The sequence below is a fragment of the Trichocoleus sp. ST-U2 genome (genome assembly GCF_039961875.1).
Lineage (GTDB): Bacteria > Cyanobacteriota > Cyanobacteriia > Cyanobacteriales > FACHB-T130 > FACHB-T130.
In genome coordinates this window covers 72,475-92,615 of record NZ_JAMPJY010000011.1, presented here as the reverse complement: position 1 = coordinate 92,615, position 20,141 = coordinate 72,475, and the positions used below count along the sequence as shown (strand labels likewise).

The 20,141-nt window shown below is 47.3% G+C and carries 17 protein-coding genes; 8 read left to right on the top strand and 9 right to left on the bottom strand.

The genetic code is table 11. The features are described from left to right. Positions 1 to 51: 51 nt before the first annotated feature. The 3 genes from NC996_RS10090 to NC996_RS10080 all read right to left on the bottom strand — a co-directional run bounded on the left by NC996_RS10090 (position 52) and on the right by NC996_RS10080 (position 3,978). A complete protein-coding gene (locus NC996_RS10090) occupies positions 52 to 495 on the bottom strand; it encodes a response regulator (protein ID WP_190430075.1) in 444 nt (147 codons plus the stop codon). 146 nt (positions 496 to 641) lie between these two features. Continuing rightward, on the bottom strand, positions 642 to 3,125 hold the full coding sequence (locus tag NC996_RS10085) for an ATP-binding protein (protein ID WP_242037448.1): 2,484 nt from the start codon (positions 3,123 to 3,125) through the stop codon (positions 642 to 644). A gap of 604 nt (positions 3,126 to 3,729) precedes the next feature. Beyond that, the gene (locus NC996_RS10080; protein WP_190438801.1) at positions 3,730 to 3,978 is read right to left on the bottom strand and encodes a Ycf34 family protein; all 249 of its coding nucleotides are present in this window, start codon (positions 3,976 to 3,978) and stop codon (positions 3,730 to 3,732) included. A 174-nt stretch (positions 3,979 to 4,152) separates the two neighbouring features. On the opposite strand from NC996_RS10080, the gene NC996_RS10075 reads away from it, so the two are divergent. Continuing rightward, entirely contained in the window at positions 4,153 to 5,520 is a 1,368-nt protein-coding gene (locus tag NC996_RS10075) for a CCA tRNA nucleotidyltransferase (RefSeq protein WP_190682620.1), read from the top strand. Positions 5,521 to 5,694: 174 nt separating this feature from the next. Here the strand turns inward: NC996_RS10075 and NC996_RS10070 are convergent, their stop codons facing one another. From NC996_RS10070 to NC996_RS10060, 3 genes are all read right to left on the bottom strand, one after another. Then, complete coding sequence (locus tag NC996_RS10070; RefSeq protein WP_190438806.1) at positions 5,695 to 6,666, bottom strand: orange carotenoid protein N-terminal domain-containing protein; 972 nt, start codon at positions 6,664 to 6,666, stop codon at positions 5,695 to 5,697. A gap of 421 nt (positions 6,667 to 7,087) precedes the next feature. Further along, entirely contained in the window at positions 7,088 to 7,603 is a 516-nt protein-coding gene (locus NC996_RS10065) for a GrpB family protein (protein ID WP_190525499.1), read from the bottom strand. 17 nt (positions 7,604 to 7,620) lie between these two features. Further along, positions 7,621 to 8,739, bottom strand: a complete 1,119-nt coding sequence (locus tag NC996_RS10060; protein WP_190682617.1) for an FAD-dependent oxidoreductase — start codon at positions 8,737 to 8,739, stop codon at positions 7,621 to 7,623. A gap of 80 nt (positions 8,740 to 8,819) precedes the next feature. On the opposite strand from NC996_RS10060, the gene NC996_RS10055 reads away from it, so the two are divergent. The 5 genes from NC996_RS10055 (at position 8,820) to NC996_RS10035 (ending at position 12,762) form a co-directional block, all read left to right on the top strand. Further along, the gene (locus NC996_RS10055) at positions 8,820 to 9,662 is read left to right on the top strand and encodes a YaaW family protein (RefSeq protein WP_190412048.1); all 843 of its coding nucleotides are present in this window, start codon (positions 8,820 to 8,822) and stop codon (positions 9,660 to 9,662) included. 30 nt (positions 9,663 to 9,692) lie between these two features. Further along, complete coding sequence (locus tag NC996_RS10050) at positions 9,693 to 11,108, top strand: O-antigen ligase family protein (protein WP_190682614.1); 1,416 nt, start codon at positions 9,693 to 9,695, stop codon at positions 11,106 to 11,108. After that, positions 11,105 to 11,347, top strand: a complete 243-nt coding sequence (locus tag NC996_RS10045; protein ID WP_190682611.1) for a hypothetical protein — start codon at positions 11,105 to 11,107, stop codon at positions 11,345 to 11,347. Before NC996_RS10050 ends, NC996_RS10045 begins: the two co-directional genes overlap by 4 nt. A 492-nt stretch (positions 11,348 to 11,839) precedes the next feature. Continuing rightward, positions 11,840 to 12,451 (top strand): J domain-containing protein, encoded by a 612-nt coding sequence (locus NC996_RS10040; RefSeq protein WP_190525501.1) that lies wholly within the window; start codon positions 11,840 to 11,842, stop codon positions 12,449 to 12,451. Positions 12,452 to 12,489: 38 nt separating this feature from the next. Then, positions 12,490 to 12,762, top strand: coding sequence for a DUF3143 domain-containing protein (locus NC996_RS10035; protein WP_190412046.1), 273 nt, complete (start codon positions 12,490 to 12,492; stop codon positions 12,760 to 12,762). Positions 12,763 to 12,861: 99 nt separating this feature from the next. Here the strand turns inward: NC996_RS10035 and NC996_RS10030 are convergent, their stop codons facing one another. The 3 genes from NC996_RS10030 to lysA form a co-directional block, all read right to left on the bottom strand. Then, the gene (locus NC996_RS10030) at positions 12,862 to 13,611 is read right to left on the bottom strand and encodes an isoprenyl transferase (RefSeq protein WP_190412045.1); all 750 of its coding nucleotides are present in this window, start codon (positions 13,609 to 13,611) and stop codon (positions 12,862 to 12,864) included. Further along, a complete protein-coding gene (gene cdaA / locus NC996_RS10025; RefSeq protein ID WP_190412044.1) occupies positions 13,608 to 14,522 on the bottom strand; it encodes a diadenylate cyclase CdaA in 915 nt (304 codons plus the stop codon). Before cdaA ends, NC996_RS10030 begins: the two co-directional genes overlap by 4 nt. A gap of 526 nt (positions 14,523 to 15,048) precedes the next feature. Continuing rightward, a complete protein-coding gene (gene lysA, locus NC996_RS10020) occupies positions 15,049 to 16,515 on the bottom strand; it encodes a diaminopimelate decarboxylase (protein ID WP_190682608.1) in 1,467 nt (488 codons plus the stop codon). Between the two features lie 71 nt (positions 16,516 to 16,586). On the opposite strand from lysA, the gene rimI reads away from it, so the two are divergent. Further along, entirely contained in the window at positions 16,587 to 17,237 is a 651-nt protein-coding gene (gene rimI / locus NC996_RS10015; RefSeq protein ID WP_339380526.1) for a ribosomal protein S18-alanine N-acetyltransferase, read from the top strand. A gap of 273 nt (positions 17,238 to 17,510) precedes the next feature. Beyond that, entirely contained in the window at positions 17,511 to 19,991 is a 2,481-nt protein-coding gene (locus NC996_RS10010; protein WP_190438830.1) for an ATP-dependent Clp protease ATP-binding subunit, read from the top strand. The last annotated feature ends 150 nt before the right edge of the window (positions 19,992 to 20,141 follow it).

The following is a 20,141-nucleotide window of genomic DNA, read 5'->3' as shown; positions in this document are numbered from 1 at the left end:
GTTAGGTTTTGCCAAGGCGAAACCTAACTAGGAATTCTGCAAAACTATATTTTATAGTGTTGAGTTTTCCGCTTCATTTTCCTTTAGTGGCAATTCAACAATCTCAAACCAGTATTTTCCCAAAGCTTTCATCACAGAAACTAGAGATTCAAATGTGACTGGCTTAGCAATGTACGAGTTTGCGCCTAAACCGTAAGAACGATAGATGTCTTCCTCAGCCTTTGATGTAGTCAGCACGACGACTGGAATAGGTCGCAGTTCGGGATCGGCTTTAATCTCCTGGAGAGCCTCCCGCCCATCCTTTTTAGGCATATTCAGATCCAGCAGAATTAAACCTGGACGGGGCGATTTTCTTAACTGAGTATACTTACCCCGATGGTAAAGATAATCCATCAGATCCTCACCATCTACAACAAAGTGTAGATCGTTAGCGAGTCGGCATTCTTCTAATGCATCCTTTGCTAGCAGCCGATCGTCTTCATCATCGTCAGCCATCAAGATGGTAATTAATTTTCCAGCTTTATTCACAGCGTTTTACTCACACCAAATTCCAGTACTTTCGCATAATTTGCAGTCGCGAAAAAAGGCTTGCTTTCTGAGATTGATCAGCAAAAATCTAAAATTTAAAATTCCAAAATCTATCACCTAGATTGCTTAACAGGTAGCGTGACAATGAATGTCGCCCCCTCCCCTAATATGCTTTTTGCTGTGATAGTACCACCATGACGCTCGACTATTTTACGGCAGATCGCTAAACCAACTCCCGTTCCTTCATACTCGTTACGACCGTGCAGGCGTTGGAAAACTGTGAAGATCCGATCCAGATACTTTTCGTCAAAACCAATGCCATTATCTTCAACCATAATTTGACACATGGGACGAGCTGATAAGTCTTGTGTCCAAAGCTGCTCGTCCTTCTCTAGTAATTGACTCCAAATCTTGACGACGGGTGCTTCTTCCTGACGCCGAAACTTCAGCGCATTGCTAATCAAATTCTGTAATAATTGCCGCATCTGCGACGGATCAGCATCAATTGTTAGCAGCTCGCCAATTTCTACTTGTGCGCCTACCTTCTGGATATGCACCTCCAAATCAGACAAGACCTCTTGTAGCACGTTGGTGATATTGACACGAGTAAAAGGCTGAGCTTTGCTTGTCACCCGCGAGAAGGCTAGGAGGTCATTAATAAGAGTTTGCATCCGTTGCGCCGCTTTTTGCATCCGCTCCAGGTAGTCCTTCCCCTCATTAGTTAGGGATTCTCCGTATTTGAGTTTGAGGCGATCGCCAAAGGCTTGAATTTTCCGCAATGGTTCCTGCAAGTCGTGGGAAGCGACGAAGGCAAAGTCTTGCAATTCCCGGTTGCTTTGTTCCAATTTGAAGGTATAAGCTTTTAATTTTTCCTCTGTTCGCTGTCGTTCGGCAATTTCAGCTTCAAGTTCTGTATTAATGATTAATAATTTTTGAGTACGTTCTTGCACCCGTTCTTCGAGCATTTCGTTGGTGCTTTTGATTTCCCAAAACTTTTGATTAAGGGTCGCAGCCATTGACTTGAAGTTGCGAACTAGAGCGTCCAGTTCTGTCACCGAACTATTAGGCCAATCGATCAATTCTTGCTCTGAAAGTTTATGAGGCAGATTTGTCGTTACTTGCGCTAGTTTTGAGAGGGGGCTAACTAAGCTGCGGCTTAGAAGGGTTGCAAAAATGAGCGCGATCGCTGAAATTAGCATCAAAATCGCTAAACTATTGGTATGAACGCGCTCTATATGGCGGACGTCTGGTGTCGCAGACAATTCTGCAATGAGAGTCCAAGGAAGTTGGCTATCAATCGGAGTCTCTTGCACAAAGAACGAATTGTTCCAACGCACCATGACAAGCCGACTGCCACTTATCGGTAGCCACTGATAAGTCATCGGCGCAATTGGACGAATTTCGCCATCCTTACGACGATCAAATGTTTGCATTGCTACTCGCTCAGACAGAGTACTAGCAATTACAGATTTTCTGCGATCGACGAGAGTAATTTGCAGTCCCCGCTCGTCAACATTTGATTTTAGGAGTTCGTCAATACCGTTCAAATCAAGTTCTGCAATGACTAAACCACGGAAGCGATTATCTCTTAGCACGGGTACGCTGAGAATTACCTTTTGTCCGTTCACTACATCCGATAGAGTAGGTTGCAGAGTATTATTTATTTCCTTAAAGTAGGGTTTAACAGCAAGATTCAATCCAATAGTGGACTCTCCCGCTTCATTCTGTCGTGGTGAAGATGTAATTGCTTTACCTTCGGCATTGACTACATAAATCTCATGGAAATCTGGAAATGTCCGTCTAGCAAATTCTATACTTGACTGCAATGCATCCAATTTGGTAGGCTCATCAGCAGCAATCTGAGCAAATTCTTGAACTGCCTTTAGATGTTGCTGATGCCAAGAACGCATTTCAACAACTAAATCTATAGAAGCCGCCTTGAGTTCTGCATTAGCTGTTGTCTTGATGTTATCAATTACGCGGCGGCTGTCTAAAACCATAAGAATTAGAGTAGGAAAGAAGACAAAAGCTACTAACAAATTAAAAACCGTTTGTTGCAGAGAAAGCGTGCTAACTGCTTGAGGACGACCTAGCCATTTATGAATCGGTAAATGAGTCAGCATCAAGCTAGCAATTAAAGCATTGAAAATCCCGTTTACAGGCTGCTTTAACAAGATAATCAACGCTTGTGTAGTATCTACGTGCAAGATAATGGCATAAAATAGCCAAATGAGAGGCATCCCGATGAACAGCCAGAAAATTCCGTCTAGCAGCACGATATTCTGACGTAGACGATGAAACAATAAACTAACAAAGAATGCTTCAGCGGTAAAGGTAATTACCGTGTAGGGATGATGCCAAATAAAATAGGTACAAATGCCAGAAATGAAGCCTGCAAAAGTACCCCAACCTGTACCGTACAAAAATACTATAATCCAAACGGCAATGCTGCCAAATAGGAAATCTATATCGAAAAATAATGACCAACGGAAATAATTACCTAAATATCCGGCGACGATTAAAATACTTAGTCCAAAAGCGGCTTTGTTTCGGGCGTAAAACGGTGTTATTTTTGGGAGATAAGGACTTAAATTCATAACTACGGCTTGTTTTTCTTGATTGATGTTGAGCCAGATAAATTCTGTTAGAGCCAGTCGCTTTACTCACAAACTGGACTTCTTATTACCTCCCCTTTTTTGAGTGTAGTGGTGAGTGAGGGCGGGGATATAGGTAAGATGATATGTATCTTCGCAAAACTAAAAAGGCATAAGAACTATTAAAGATTCCTAATTATCATGGCTAATATTTCATAAATTAATTCAGATTAATATGCTAATTATTAAGAAATGTGGTTTAGAGCGATCGCTTACCTAATCCCTACTACCATCTCCACCCGTTTCTCACCAGTTCTCTTCATTTTTGCCTACTTGCTAAGGGATCATTGCTGCAAGAAGATAAAAAAGCATTAGTTTATTAATTACTGCAATAACTCTAAAACAGCTCAGATTCTTAGCCAATTGTTACGCGGGTCGTCTGTATTTGAGCAATTATTGACAAGTCAACGATTTCTCTGAGTAAGTTCGACTCTATGCAGTCGCCTGAATTGCCTAAATGCAACAAAACGGCTACTGAGGCAAGCAGTAGCCGTCGCGTTAAAGTTTGTAAAACAGCGTAGCTTAGCGCAATCTGATTTAGATATTTTCAGGTTGGCACTAACTCGCCGGGACGCAACCGCGCCCATTTGCCGGTTTCCCGCTTAAAGCTGAGACAACCCACAACATCCCATTCCATCTCAATCATTTCCCCCTCGGTGCGGATATTGACATTGATGGTGGGTTCAGTGGCTTCAAAATCGGGATCTTCAGTTAGATGAGGCACCTGATGCTGCATTTCTACCGCATGATAGGTGGTGCAGCGGTCTACGTATTGGCAGTTAACACAAATACACATAGGACAGCCTCCAGAGGCTTTTCTGTTAATCTAGCTCAGTCAACACGTCTATTAATTACCTATTGGGTTGATTTTTATTGCAATGTGTCTTTGAGGCGAATAAATTCACAGACACACAAACGCTTGTTCCTGTGCGTGGACTCGGAAAATTATCTAAATGGGGTAAGTATACAGATGCACTTAAACACAGACACCTCTACCCTATCGCCAAAAACTTGGCCTTTTAGCCTGGAATTGCTCCCGGAACCCGCTTATATGGTGGGGGGTGCTGTGCGAGATGCTTTGCTGGGACGCCGCCGCGAGTACCGGGATCTAGATTTTGTCTTACTGGCAGATGCGGTAAAAACAGCGCGGAAGATTGCCAGTCGCTACAAAGCGGGGTTTGTGTTGTTAGATGCCCAGAGACAGATTGCCAGAGTCGTATTTGAGCAAGCAACCGTTGATATTGCCCAAGCCGAAGGGTCAAATTTAGAAATCGATTTGCAGCGGCGCGACTATACAATGAATGCGATCGCTTACAATCCTTACACTGGCGAACTCATCGACCCTCTTAGTGGCTATGCAGATTTGCAACAGGGCATCATTCGGATGGTTTCCCCCAAAAATCTGCAAGATGACCCTTTACGGCTATTAAGAGCGTACCGCCAAGCTGCCCAACTAAATTTTACGATTGAGTCGGATACCCAATCAGCAATTCGGCAACTTGCACCTTTACTGGGGCAAGTATCGGCAGAACGAGTGCAAGCAGAGTTTGCCTATCTCCTTAACACTTCTGAAGGCACTCCTTGGATAATTACTGCCGTTGAGGATGGTTTACTCGCAACTTGGTTTCCCAGTGCCTCAAGTCCCCAACCTCTCCCGAACCTTCCCCTGCAAACGGAGGGAACAATCGCGAGGTTAATAACTCCACCTCTTAGCCCCCTCCCCGTTGACGGGGAGGGGGTTTGGGGGAGAGGTTCCGAAAATGTCTCTACAATCTTGCCAGCAGTTGAACGTTCAGCGGTATTGCTGGGAGAAACATGGCATGAGTTAGCAATCTTTTTATCTAGCTTGGTAGGCGATACCTTAAAAACTTCTTGGTTGGGCATTGCGAAGCTGGCGATATTGTTGTCACCCGTGCCGGAAGCTGCTGAAACCCAATTATTGAATTTAAAATACAGCCGCGCTGAAATTCGCGCCATTACCACTGCACTCAAATTATTGCCGCAGCTGCAACCATCCCAGATGTCTTTAGGAGAGCAGTATTTGTTTTTTCGAGAAGCCGGACAGGTTTTCCCAGTCATCCTCGTTCTGGCTGTAGCCACTGGGATATCTGTCGCAGAATTGACACCCCTCATCAACCGCTATCTGACTCCTGACGACCCTGTTGCTCATCCCGCGCCCCTCATCACCGGCAAAGATTTGATCCAAACTTTCAATCTCCCATCTGGGCCACAAGTTGGTAAATTTCTCACCGCTATCGGACTCGCACGCGCTGAAGGTAAAATCTCTACTCCCGCAGAAGCCATAAAATTAGTTTCGCAACTACTGGAAGAGCCGTAAAACTTTTACAATACTTTTTGAGAATTATTTGGGCGTTATGAGTGGTTTGGTGAAAAATTTGATGTCTTGCAGACTCAAGCAAAAATGTAGGGTGCTAGGAGCAGCACCCTACAGTTCTTGTTGCTAAGGCGATTATTTGTGCCTTATCTTATCTCAGCAACTGTACCTAACGTCCTACTGACGAGTTAGGTTTAGGAGTTCTTTCGGGGACGCCAATAAGTCAACCGCCACGAAGAAAATTTTGCCTTGAGGATCGAGTAAGAACCGCCACGCAATGTTCATGCCAACGCTGGCACCGAACCAAGGAGTTTCTACTTTGCCTGTGACTTTATGCTGGGTATAGCCATCTTCTATGCGCTCAGAGACGCCTTTCTGTGGCATCATCTTGAGTCCCTGACATTCTTCGCGCATATATGCAGAAATCGCTGCACGACCGACAATTGGCTTCTGGAAGGGCGGTTGCAATGCTCCCTTTTCCGCAAATAGAGACACAGCCGCCTCAAAGTCAAATGCGTTCATGTTTTGAATATAGTTCAGCACTGTAGGCTCACTGATGCCATCAATACTGATCTTCGGACGAGAAGCTAGGGCGGTGGGTGCTATATAGGGATCTTCGGGTTTTGCGTAATCGTTGAGAGCCGGATCAAATCCCATGTTGATGACGGTATTCCGCAAAACTGTAATTTGCTGACCCGGATCGAGTTTCTTGATGGTTTCTAGGACTGCTGCGGCTTCAGGCGTCATTTGATATCCCGTTGGGATGGGAGCGACAATACCCTGTGCCATCAACTCTCCTAACTCATACCAAAAACCCAACTTGGTATTGACGCTGAAAGAAGAATAGGAACGGCTGATGGGAGTGTCAGCACGGTTAGCAAGATCCTCCATCACTTTCGTTTGGGCGGCAGCTGGCATCTGCTTAATTTGGGCTAGTAAACCTTCCGCTAGTATCATGCGGGCGGCTCCTGTGGCGGCGCGAGTAATTGAAACACCCATTTCGGTGTAGGCAAACCAGAGTAATGCCAGTTGATCGTCAACGCTGAGCTTATCGAAAGCTTCCGTGGTAGCTGGAACCGCATTAGCAATCTGAGTTCCAGGGAAAATGCCCTGTGCGGACTCAATCGTATAAGTCGTGGATGAAGTCATGGATGCATTATTTAGATTCGTTAAAACTATTAATCCAGAAACTTCTGGGTTACGAATCTTTGTCTCCTGTCTTAAAACATATAACAAAACATTACAAAATGTAAAGTTTTCTTTACATTGGGGGAGACAGAGGTCGCACCATCTAAGGCTGCCAAGAATCGGATTTATCCATACAGGGCCTAGGGTTGATGGCAATTTCCATCCCCCAAATGTTATGAAACGGTTTGTAAATACTGGTGTTTGATGAACGCTCTCGCCTTGAAAATCACTAGCAGCTAATGGCAGACAAGCAGCGATCGCTACTTTGGGCAGTTTGCTCTTTTGCCGTAACAGAGTTGTATTTGGCTGTGTAACGTTAAAACGGGCAATGCTAAGAGATCGCTTCTAAAAAACTTTCGCCGGGTAGCGATCGCTGCTTATCTTAGATAATTTGCCGCCATGCCCTAGCATTTGAGAGTAGCTGCTCAATTAAAGGAGCCTTTGCCTGGACGTAGCCTTCTCGATCTAGCCGGAATTGTACCGCTAACTCGCGCTTCAAAGCATCGTATTGCTTCGCTTTCTCTGGGTGCGCCCTGAGAAAATCGCGGAAGATCAGCTGGTTTTCCCAAACCTGATTTCCTCGTTTCACCAGATGGAGATGGTGAGTGCGGGGCATCCCTTTGCGAAAGAAGTGCCGTCCTGGAACACCCAACTCACCTTGGTAGAGATAGCCGAGTGTTTCGACAGATGTAATCTGATCGACGCTGGGTGGTAACTCCTCCAAGCCTACGAGAATATCAATGATTGGTTTAGCTGCTAATCCTGGCACTGAGGTACTGCCAATATGGTGGATGTCCAAGACAGCATCACCGAGGGCGTGGAGAATTTGGAGTTTTTCCTCCTCAAATTGGATAGGCCAATTGGTATCGTAATCAACCACTTGGATAAAATCTTGCATCGGTTTAAATTAACTCCTTAGCGATCGCTCCTACCGGATATTTGCTGGAGGGCTTCTAAAAAACTTTCCCCCGGCAAGCTTCGCATTTCCATCTGTTGATTAATCTTGACGGCGGCGGCTAATCCAGAATTCATCGCCCCTTCTACCAAGTTTCCCCCGCACCAATCGCCACAACAAATTAGGGGCAATGGTGTCCCAGCGTCCAGCCAATCTTGATGCAAAGGACGACTGGGGAAAGCATAGCGCCAGCGATGAATTTGAAACCATTCGGGAGAATCCAGCCACGGAACGAGTAACTGGGCGGCGCGAGATAACATCTGGCTTGCCGCTGGGTTTAAATCTTCGGCGTCCAGGTAACGGTTTGCAAATTCAGCGGTGCTGTGCAAAACAAAGACTGGTATCTGGGGATTGGGGCGTTTGCTGCTGTCTAAACCAATCCACGCTAAGTCAGAGTCCTGTGTAACATCTAGGTGTAACGGGAAATTTACCGTCTCTGCATTACTTAAATCTTGCTGTCGAGAAGCTGGATAACCCGCCATTACACTGAGACAGGGGTCAAACTCCACAGCGCGTAAACTATCTAGAAATTGAGTTGGTATGGTTTTGGCTAAGGGTTCCAGTAGCATCAAAGCTTGAGGCGCTGGAATTGCCACGACAACAGCTTTAGCAATTAATGGGTCGGCTTTCGGCTCAAAAGTGAAATGCCAAGTTTTCTCATCAGTTGGGGTAATTTCTTGAACCCGTTGATTCAGCCGCATTTCTAAACCTGTGGCGAGGAATTTAGCGATCGCATTCATCCCCATTGGTGCCACATAACGGGGACGGATCGAGGATGAATTCGGCTTTGCTGATTCCCCGCAAATAGTATCCGTCCAGGCTTGAACAATCCCCCAATTTCCTTCAAAATCGCTTTGCTTCACCCGCAAAACATCAATAAACTTCTCAGTTAACTGCCCTTGGGGTTCTAAATAACGCAAGCCATGATCGGCACAAGTCCCCTGCAATCGGCGCGTTGCCACCCTTCCCCCAACGCCACGAGATTTGTCAACGACGACCACTTTATATCCAGCTTGGTGCAACTGTTGAGCAACGGTCAGTCCCGCGATACCCGCACCAATTACGGCGACATCAAACACTACGGATAACCCTCAGTCTTCAAGTATATAGAAGTAGAATAAGGGACAGCACCGAATCTGGGGTCTGGGAGGAATTGAAGTTGGACGAGCTGAGAGCCGCGCTGGAATTAGCCACAGAAGAAGAGTTACAGCAACTGACAGATATTCTATTTCGCCGCAAATTTAACCCCTTAGATTACGTTCAGACACCTGACCCGATCGACATTCAAAGCCAAGATCACGAAGATTGGTTGGATGCGATCGAGCAGAGATTTCGCTTTTTAGCGGCGGATGGAGTGACAGTTTTGCGAGGACGCACGGGTGAAGTCACTTATCGACAAATTTTGATCCAAGTTTGTCGATATCTAAAAATTCCCTATTCTGCAAAACTTTCGACAACTGATTTAGAAGCAGAAGTATTTCTCAATCTGATGGGTCGGGCGTGGAAACAAATGCCTCGACACGAACAGAAAGCGTTAACTGCCAGAGTACAGCGATCGCTAGCAAAGTCTCAACTCTCCGAACCCCTGCCAGTGCAGTTGCAACACGACCCAATGGCTTTACTCGTTAAGGGCGGTAGTGCCCTTGCCGTTAGTTCCATTGTCCAGCCGCTGCTGCTACAACAACTTGCCCGTCAGTTTGCGATTCATTTTGCTAGCTATCAAGTCGCCAAAGAAACTGTTATCCAAGGCAGTGCTGCTGCTGCTGCACAGTTCCAAAATTACGTGGTACTGCAAACAGCTAAGCGTGGGATGGCGATGAGTGCTGCCCGTTATGGTGCCATCCGCAGTGTATTTGCGTTGGTGGGACCTGCGATGTGGGCGTGGTTTTTTGCTGATTTGGGCTGGAGAGCGATCGCGACCAACTACGGTCGGATTATCCCTATTATCGTTGCCTTAGCGCAAATTCGCCTAACTCGTGCCGAATGCTGGGAACCTGCTTAGGAGTTAAAAGTCAAAAGTTAAAAATTAAAAATGAAGAAATCCCCGTTTTTAATTTTTAATTTCCCATTTTTAAGTCGGCATCCCGACCCCAGCTTGCAAGCATCTTGGAACTATGCTCAACTGGGGTTCCTAATTTTTCCCTTGATTCCTATTCTGGGTGCTATTGGAATATTTATCGGATTAGTCGGCACCTGGAGAAAAAAATATCCCACAATTATCCGACGCCCTCTCAATCGCGGATTCGCTATCTTTTGCGCCTGGGTAATTATTTCAGCTAGCTTCGCCCCTTTTCCTTTAGAAGCCTTGCTGGGATTGTTTAATTTCCTCCCCTTTTTCATCTTTTTTGCTGCCTATAGCGAACTCATTCAGACACCAGCACAACTGCGACGGTTAGCTTGGATTTTGGTGCTACCTTCCGTACCCGTGGTGATTCTTGGCTTCGGACAGATATTCATGGGTTGGGCTAGCCCAGCGCTATTGGAAGGTATTGTAGGCTGGGCGCTGCAACCTAAAGGGAATCCCATCGGGCGGATGGCTTCGGTGTTTATGTACGCCAATATTTTGGCAGCCTATCTGCAAATTGTGTTTATTCTGGCGCTGGGATTGTGGATTGAAGAAAGCAAAAAGCGATCGCCCCAATCTCGCCGCTTACGTACCGCCACGCTAGAAAAAAGAGCGGAAGCAAAAGCTAAAACAAAATATATTTTTCCCTTTCCGATTACCTGGCGAATCGGGTTTCTAAGTGTAGCGGTAATTGGAAATGCTGCTGCACTGATTTTGACGAATTCCCGCAATGCTTGGGCGATTGTTGTTCTTAGCTGTCTTGCCTTTGCCTTCTATCAAGGTTGGCGTTGGCTAATCGCAGGAGTGGGGGCGATCGCTACTAGCATCCTCTGGGCAGCTTTTGGCCCTTCACCTGTGCGCGAATGGCTTCGCACGATTGTCCCCTATTACTTTTGGGCGCGACTCACCGACCAAATGTATCCAGATCGACCCGTGGCGTTGTTACGGACAACTCAGTGGCAGTTTGCTTGGTCGATGACTCAGCAACGTCCCTGGACTGGCTGGGGTTTAAGGAATTTTACGCCACTTTACGAGGCACAGATGAAAGTCTGGCTGGGACATCCTCACAGCTTGCTGTTAATGCTAACGGCTGAAACTGGCATCCCCGCAACCATTTTCTTCTGCGGTTTAGTTGGCTGGGTGATGGTTCAAGCTGCCCTACTATTGGCAGAGATGAGACTAATCTCGTCTCCACAAAATAGGTTAATTCTTTTCAGTTATTTAGTCGCTTTTGGTGCCTGTACATTATTTAATGTAGTAGATGTAAGTATATTTGATTTACGGGTGAATACCTTGGGATGGTTGCTATTAGCAGCCATTTGCGGAGCAGTTTATCAAAAGAGAGCGATCGCTACTAATTTTATAGAGAAATCACGATCGTGAATTATAACTATATTACCAGGCAAGAAATAATTATTAACTTTGTCGAAATTGGAACAGAAGTTTGCACCTTGATTGAACAACAAGGAGCTATAGAGACACATCAGTTTATTAGGCAAATATCTAAAACACTTGCAAAAAATTACACAGCAGTTATGGAGTTGGTTAATATTATTACTGATGAACAAGAAATGATAGATAGTTTTAAAATTACCGAAGGTGCACCTAAAATTTATCAATGAATTCAAAGCAAGCTGGGTCAATACAATTGTTATTGGGAAGTTTTTAATCTGTTAGAGGAAAATGAGGTTGTTGTAGGCGATTTAAGGGACGATTTAAGGGATATATATCGATATCTCAAAGAAGGTTTTGTTGCCTTCGAGCGAGGTCACGTTAACTATGCAATCTGGCATTGGAAGTTCCATTTTATTGTTCATTGGGGCGACCATCTAGTGGATGCCCTGCGCGTCCTTCATCGGATAAATAGCAACCATTTAAACACTGATTAGCACCTACCGCAGCACAGGAGAAGGGCGATCGCATCCTTTCCCCATCTCCCTCTATACCCTGCGACGGCAAGCTTTGAACGCAATAACCCCAGGATTATGATTCGGCGGAGCAATGTGGGGGGACCTATGCGATCGCTTAGAATAATTGAAACGCACTCAAAACCCAGGCAGAGTGAAGCTGCGGTGACTCAAAATAGGGAAAATCCGAATAATGAAGGTCGCCGGATGCCGTATCAAACAACCTTGGCGACCAGTCATTACGCTTTGCTAGGGCTGCACCCCTCGGCGTCCCCGATCGAAATTCGACGGGCATATCGAGAATTAAGCAAACACTACCATCCCGATACCACAGAATTACCTGCTAACATAGCAACCGCTAAGTTCCAGCAGCTCAATGAAGCCTATTCCACCCTCAGCAATCCACAACGGCGACTGGCTTATGACCTAAAAATTGGCTATTCCCGCATTAGCGTAATTCAAGCACCGCCAAACTTGAATTCTTCGGTTTCCCAAGCAAAAAAGGCATATTCTTCCTCAGCCTATTTAGATCCAACCGATCGCCCCCTCTCTCCAGGAGAGATTTTTGTCCTATTCATTATGGGTTTAACCTTTGTGGGTTGCCTATTGTTAGCGATCGCCATTGGCTTAACGCGAGGAGAAGCCGCCTTCCAAGTTTCCAGGCTAGAAACCCTGCAACCAGTCGAGCAGCAGGCGACTCCTCATCTTCCTGTTCATCCTCATCATCTATCTAAACCTGTGGCATCTGGGTCGCGCCTTGCCCCACTCATCCCTCAAAACAAGCGAGTTGATTCAATCTACTTGCCGGATGACAGATAATTTGGGACAATCCGCCCCTAACCAAATTAAAACGACCTATGACTCTTCCCACTGCTGATACGCCTCTCTATAACCATCCCTTACCTGATATTGAACAGTGGCTCAAAAAGATGGGATGTCAACAAGACCGAACTCAGCTGCACTGTTGGCACATTGCTAGACCTTTTTGGAAAGCAGAGCTGTCTCTAGATGTGGAGGAGCTAACCGTGCGCTATCTAGAAGCGGGTGAAGGCGGACGAGATATCCTGCGCTCCTTCAAATATTCTCTGACTCGCCAAGATGTAGAAGACGCCGTCTTTGCAGGCCCTTAGAAAGTAGTTTTGAGTTTTGAATCTTAAATTCCAGAAATCAGTCAAAACAGAGACGCGAGCTATCGCGTCTCTACAAATTTACTTATACTTTGCCAATCTTCATACTTTGCCGAAACGGCGATCGCGCTGTTGATAGGCACACAAAGCCCGGTGAAACTCCGCCCGGTCAAAATCAGGCCACAGCGTTTCTGTGATATAGAGTTCCGCATAAGCTAATTGCCACAGCAGGAAGTTCGAGAGGCGCATTTCCCCGCTGGTGCGAATCAGCAGGTCGGGATCGCCAACTTTGGCAGTATAGAGGTGGCGTGAAAACAAAGCTTCATCAATTTCATTAGGCTGTAAAACACCTTCCTGCACCTGAGTTGCGATCGCTCGACAAGCTTGCAGAATTTCCTGGCGTCCCCCATAATTAGTTGCCACAGTAAACTGAATGCTGGCATTGTGCTGAGTTTCAGCCATTGACCGCTCAATTTCTACCTGGAGACTTCGCGGTAAATCGGCTAAATTTCCCATAAAGTTGATTCGCACATTCTCCTGCACCATTTCCCGGAGTTCCTGCCGCAACACCCCCTCAAACAAGGTCATTAAAAAATCAACCTCTTCCAGCGGTCGTTTCCAATTTTCCGTAGAAAACGCATAAGCAGTCAGCGCTGGAATTCCCCAATCCTTACAGCAGCGCAGTAAATCCTTCAGCGCATAGACCCCCCGCCGATGACCCATAATTCGAGGTAGCCCTTGGCGTTTGGCCCATCGACCATTTCCATCCATGATTACTGCCACATGTTTGGGCAGGCGGTCTCGATCGAGGTCAGCAGGCAAATTTTGTAAGACAGTTGATTTTGAAGTCATTTCTTGTCACGAGAACCCGGTGGTGGAAGACGAAGCAAACGCGAAACCAGTGCCTTTCCCCGATCGCTAATCTGACGTCCCAAACTGCGTAGACCGGGGGCGACGGCCCTCTCTTCGCTTGACGTGGAGAATCGCGTCTCTAAGAGTTCTTTCAGTTTACTGCTGGTTAGGGGGCGATTCAGTCCCCCCCTCTCCGCTAAAGAAATAGAGCCGGTTTCTTCAGATACAACGATACATAGGCAATTTTCGACCCGCTCCGTAATTCCCATTGCTGCCCGGTGCCGCGTCCCCAGTTGCCGCGATGCCGTCCGCTCAGAAAGGGGCAAAATCACCCCAGCGGCAACAATGCGGGAGCCACTAATGAATATTGCGCCGTCGTGCAGGAGCGTAGATGTTTGAAAGATAGTTTGTAGGATTTCCTTAGAAACCTCAGCATTTAATTTGACGCCTTGAACGGAAAAATCCCGCTCATCAATTGGCCCGGTCGTTTCCAGTACGATCAAAGCACCCGTGCGGTTTTGGGACAATTCTTTGACCGCATCCACAATTTCATCAATAACACTATCTGCTTTGGGAATCGCTCGTCGGGAGGGTTGCAGCAACTGCATCAGTTCTCCCCTGCCCAATTGTTCGAGAAACCGACGAAATTCTGACTGGAAAATGACAGCCATCGCCACAGCCGAGCCAACTACCAACTTTTCCAGGACAAAACTCAACAGTACCAGCCCCAGGCGATTACTCACGGCTGAGGCTAGCATTAAGACAATCAAACCCCGTACCATCCACAATGTGCGACGCTCCCCGATAAAGAGTAGCACCAGATACGTGAGGATGAGAACTAAAACAATATCAATGCTTTGAAGCAACAAGGTCGAAGTTCCGGGAGGGTCTTGACCGGGACCCAAATTCATTGAACCTTATCAGATTTGCTGAAGTTTGCTGGATACGGGCGAGTTTAAAGGCAGAAGGCAAGAATGTAAAAAGCAAGGAGAGCAGTTAGCTATTGGCTTGAATTATCTGTTTAGAGTCTAAATCTAGTGTACCTGTGGTTACGTCCCAGCTAAACAGTTAATAGCTAATTACTGTTTCTATTTTTTACTTTCTTTTTCCCTTAAAGCTCGATTTTAGCTGAAGCGCCCCCTTGGGTACTAGCGAATTAGGTAGTGAGTCGTAGGATTTTCCGATGACTGACATCTTGCATCAATCGACTATATAGCGTATATAGCGGTTTTCCATTGCGTTCAACACACATGGTAAGAGCGTTTGCGTGAGCTGTGCGCCCCTACATAGCCCTCATGTCAAAGAGCATGAGGGCTATGTATATGTATTCCCCTGCCCTCTCCTTGACGAAAGGGGAGAAAAGCCTCCCTCCTTTGAGTGAGAAGAGACTAAGCGGCAGGGATTTTAGTTGACGCATTGGTGCAAAAAATTTCCAATCTAACTAACTACTAATCGCTCAGGTAGACGATCCTGCCGAATTACATCCTGGTAGGTTTCCCTCTGCAAAATCAGATTAGCTTCTCCTCGACCTACTAAAACCGCTGCTGGACGAGACAGGCGATTGTAATTAGAAGCCATGCTGTAATTGTAGGCACCTGTGCCCATGACGACGAGAATATCTCCCGGCTCAGTTTTCGGCAGCGATGCTTCTTTGATCAGAATGTCTCCAGATTCGCAGTGTTTACCGGCAAGGGTGACAGTTTCTGTCAAGGGTGCCGACATCCGGTTGGCAACAACGGCTCGATACAGGGATTGGTAGGTGATGGGACGGGGATTGTCAGACATTCCGCCATCAACGGATAGGTAGGTGCGGATGTCTGGAACGACCTTTGATGAGCCTACGGTGTAGGCGGTGACGCAGGCAGTCCCAATGAGCGATCGCCCTGGTTCGCACAATAATCTAGGTAAGGGGATTTGTTGAGATTGGCAGGCTGCGGTAATGGCATCGCTGACAGTTTTTACCCACTCGTCAATACTGGGAGGATCGTCTGATTCGGTGTAACGAATTCCTAAGCCACCCCCGACATTTAACTCTTTGACGGGCAGTCCATTGGTGGCTGCTTTTTTAAACCACTCCACTAGAACCCCTGCGAGATCGTGATGGGGTTGGCGCTCAAAAATTTGGGAGCCGATGTGGGCGTGCAACCCGATACAATCCAAAGTTGACTGCTGGCTGATAAAAGCAAAGACTTCCTCTAATTGGTTAGGATCGAAGCCAAATTTGCTATCGAGGTGTCCGGTGCGGATGTATTCGTGAGTGTGGCACTCAATGCCGGGGGTGAACCGCAGCATGATCCGGATTTTGGATTTTGGATGATTAGAGGGGTTAACCTCTGATTCCTTAGGCGCTTGTCCCGATTCCAAAGCCGCGAGGGTGCGTAGCTCTAACCAGTTGTCCACTACAACCGTGCAGCCGGTTTCAACCGCTAGAGTCAGTTCTTCACGGGATTTGTTATTGCCGTGAAAATAAATTTTGTCGGGACTGACGCCAGCTTGCAGCGCCGTGTAGAGTTCGCCGCCAGAGACGACATCGATCCCCAAGCCTTCACTCGCAGCGATCGCGCAAACGGCTAGACAACTCCAGGCTTTAGAAGCATACAGCACCTGAGATTCACCGCCATAATAGCGGCTTAAACCATCCCGATATTGACGACAAGCTGTCCGCAGCGTTTCTTCGTCCAAAATATAAAGGGGCGAACCAAATTGCTGCACGAGTTTCGTAACGTCACAACCCCCAATTTCCAGGCAGTCGCGGCTGTTAACCCCAGATGTCAGGGGCAAAAGTTCCTGATTGGGTGAGCGATCTACACTGACGTGATGATTTGCGTCTGTACAGGTTGTAGGGGTAAGCGGTAAATATTGCCGTCCAGAATTTTGAACCCCGACTGGTTGAGTCGATAACATGATCTAATAGTTGTCCTTGGATGCTTAACAGGCGTGAATGCGTCTTGTTTTTCAGTCTACAATTGAAAACTGTGACTTTTTTGCAACTTCAGCCGCTGACAGCAGAGCAGCTCTTGGCGGTAGTGGAACTAGACCAACTGTGTTTTGGTCAACTCTGGACTCTAGACGGTTACAAGCGGGAGTTAGAAAGTCCCAATAGTGACTTGCTAGTTATAGAAGAATTTAGCGGCAAGGAACGAGAGGTAATCGGTCAATCCACTCAGTACGTGGGGGAAAACGCCGCCCCGACTGCATTGAGTCCGGAAGGAGATCCGCCTCTAGAGCGATCGCTCGTGGGCATCGGATGTCTCTGGGCAATTTTAGAGGAGGCACACATTACGATTTTGGGAGTGCATCCCAACTATCGGGGTCAGGGCTTGGGGCAGGCACTGCTTTATGCCTTGCTCAAAAAAGCCTGGAAGCGCCGGTTGGAGTGGGCAACGCTGGAGGTGAGAGCATCGAATCGACCTGCCCAGTCTCTCTACGAGAAATTTGGGTTTCAGGAAGTTGGTAGGCGTCGGCGCTATTACAAAGATACGGGCGAAGATGCTTTGATTTTGTGGCGTAGCGGTCTTCAAGCACCCGAATTTCCGCAAACCTTAAGCGACTGGCATTCCTCAATTGGCGATCGCTTCCGTTACTCTCATCGGCAGTTCTTGGAAGCCGATGAAGTTAAAGGATAGAAGGTTGACGGTTATAAGGTTCGGTTATAAGGTTGTAGGGGACATAGTGGTTCAACTGGCGTTTTTTGCCAATGTGTCAATTTACTCACTTTTTTGCCCCGTCAATTTTCTAACTTTAGATAGTAGCGAGAGACTAGCGATCGCTGAGTTCTACCAACAAAGTCAGAAAAATCTTGCGGGATAGATTTCATCTATCTTCAATGTGACAGCCGGATAAAAACCCTATGCTAGAATCACCATTACAGGCACGCAGCAGGGGAAACGAAATCCGCCATGTTTGAACGCTTCACAGAAAAAGCCATTAAGGTAATCATGCTGGCCCAGGAAGAAGCTCGTCGCCTGGGACACAACTTCGTCGGTACGGAGCAGATCCTCCTGGGTCTAATTGGAGAAGGAACCGGCGTCGCCGCCAAAGTCCTGAAATCTATGGGCGTCAACCTCAAGGATGCTCGGATTGAGGTGGAAAAAATTATCGGTCGTGGTTCTGGCTTTGTGGCGGTAGAAATTCCGTTCACCCCCAGAGCCAAGCGCGTCCTGGAGTTATCTCTAGAAGAAGCTCGCCAACTAGGGCATAACTACATAGGGACGGAACACCTGCTACTGGGTCTGATCCGAGAAGGAGAAGGGGTTGCTGCCAGAGTGTTGGAAAACCTAGGGGTTGACCTCACGAAAGTGCGGACGCAAGTGATTAGAATGCTGGGAGAGACGGCAGAAGTCTCTGCGGGGCAAAGTAGCGGGCGCACCAAGACCCCGACATTAGATGAGTTTGGCTCTAACCTGACCCAGATGGCATCAGAAGGCAAACTCGATCCAGTCGTCGGTCGGGCGAAAGAAATCGAACGGGTAATTCAAATCCTGGGACGCCGCACGAAGAACAACCCAGTGCTGATTGGGGAACCCGGAGTTGGTAAGACCGCGATCGCGGAAGGGTTGGCGAGTCGCATCGCAAACAACGATGTACCCGACATCCTGGAAGAAAAGCGCGTAGTCACACTAGATATTGGCTTGCTGGTAGCGGGCACCAAATACCGGGGTGAATTTGAAGAGCGCTTGAAAAAAATTATGGATGAAATCCGCAGCGCCGGAAATGTCATCCTGGTAATCGACGAAGTTCACACCCTGATTGGTGCAGGTGCCGCAGAGGGTGCCATCGATGCGGCAAATATCCTGAAACCCGCCTTGGCGAGAGGAGAATTGCAGTGCATCGGCGCAACCACGCTAGATGAGTACCGCAAGCACATCGAACGGGATGCCGCCCTAGAGCGTAGATTCCAGCCGGTGATGGTCGGTGAGCCGACGGTTGCCGAAACGATTGAGATTTTGTACGGGTTGCGCGAACGCTACGAGCAACACCACAAACTGAAAATCTCCGATACAGCCGTAGAAGCTGCTGCCAAGCTTTCAGATCGTTATATTTCCGACCGCTACTTGCCGGATAAAGCGATTGACCTGATTGATGAAGCCGGAAGCCGCGTGCGCCTGCTCAACTCTCAGTTGCCCCCCGCAGCGAAGGAATTGGATAAAGAACTGCGTCAGGTTCTCAAGGATAAGGATGACGCAGTCCGCAGTCAAGACTTCGACCGGGCAGGAGAACTGCGCGATCGCGAAATGGAAATCAAAGCCGAAATTCGCGCGATCGCTCAAAGCAAAAAGACCGAATCCGACAAACGCGATGATGTTTCCCCCGTCGTTACCGAGGAAGACATTGCCCACATTGTCGCCTCTTGGACTGGAGTGCCGGTGAACAAGCTCACCGAATCCGAATCCGAGAAGCTGCTGCACATGGAAGACACACTGCACAATCGGTTGATCGGGCAAGAAGAAGCCGTCAAAGCAGTTTCCAGAGCCATTCGTCGGGCACGGGTCGGCTTAAAGAACCCCAACCGACCGATTGCCAGCTTTGTCTTCTCAGGGCCGACTGGCGTAGGTAAGACGGAACTCGCAAAGTCTTTAGCTACTTACTTCTTCGGTTCGGAAGAAGCGATGATTCGCTTGGATATGTCCGAATACATGGAGCGCCACACGGTTTCCAAACTGATTGGTTCGCCTCCAGGGTATGTCGGTTACAACGAAGGCGGTCAGCTCACCGAAGCAGTGCGTCGTCGTCCTTACACCGTGGTGCTATTCGACGAAATCGAAAAAGCCCACCCGGATGTATTCAATATGCTGCTGCAAATCTTGGAAGACGGTCGCCTGACCGATGCCAAGGGACGCACAGTAGACTTCAAGAACACGCTGTTGATTCTTACCTCCAACATCGGTTCTAAGGTGATTGAAAAAGGTGGAACGGGGCTTGGCTTCTTCGATACCCAAGAGAACGAAGCAGAGGCACAATACACCCGCATTCGCTCGCTGGTGAACGAAGAACTGAAGCAATACTTCCGCCCAGAGTTCTTAAACCGTCTCGATGAGATCATCGTCTTCCGCCAATTGACGAAGGACGAGGTGAAGGAAATCGCCGACATCATGCTCAAAGAGGTGATCGGACGGTTGAGCGAACAGGGAATTATCTTAGAAGTCACGGAACGCTTCAAGGATCGTCTGGTGGAAGAAGGATACAACCCCAGCTATGGTGCCCGTCCGCTGCGTCGCGCCATCATGCGCCTGTTAGAGGATAGCTTGGCTGAAGAAATCCTCAGCGGTCGCGTCTCAGATGGAGACACGGCAATTGTGGATGTCGATGAAACCACGAAGGAAGTGAAAGTGCTGCAAGGTCAGAAGCGAGAATTGCTTCCCCAAGCGGCTGAAAGTTAAAGATTAAAAATTAAAAATGAATTTGTCATGATTCATTTTTAATTTTTAGTGTTATACGGTAGAGAAGCAATAGTTTCTCTACCGTTTTTGTATGTAGCGGGCGTTTGATTAGAGTATTGCCTAATTTCAAGAAAGCTGAAAAATCAACAA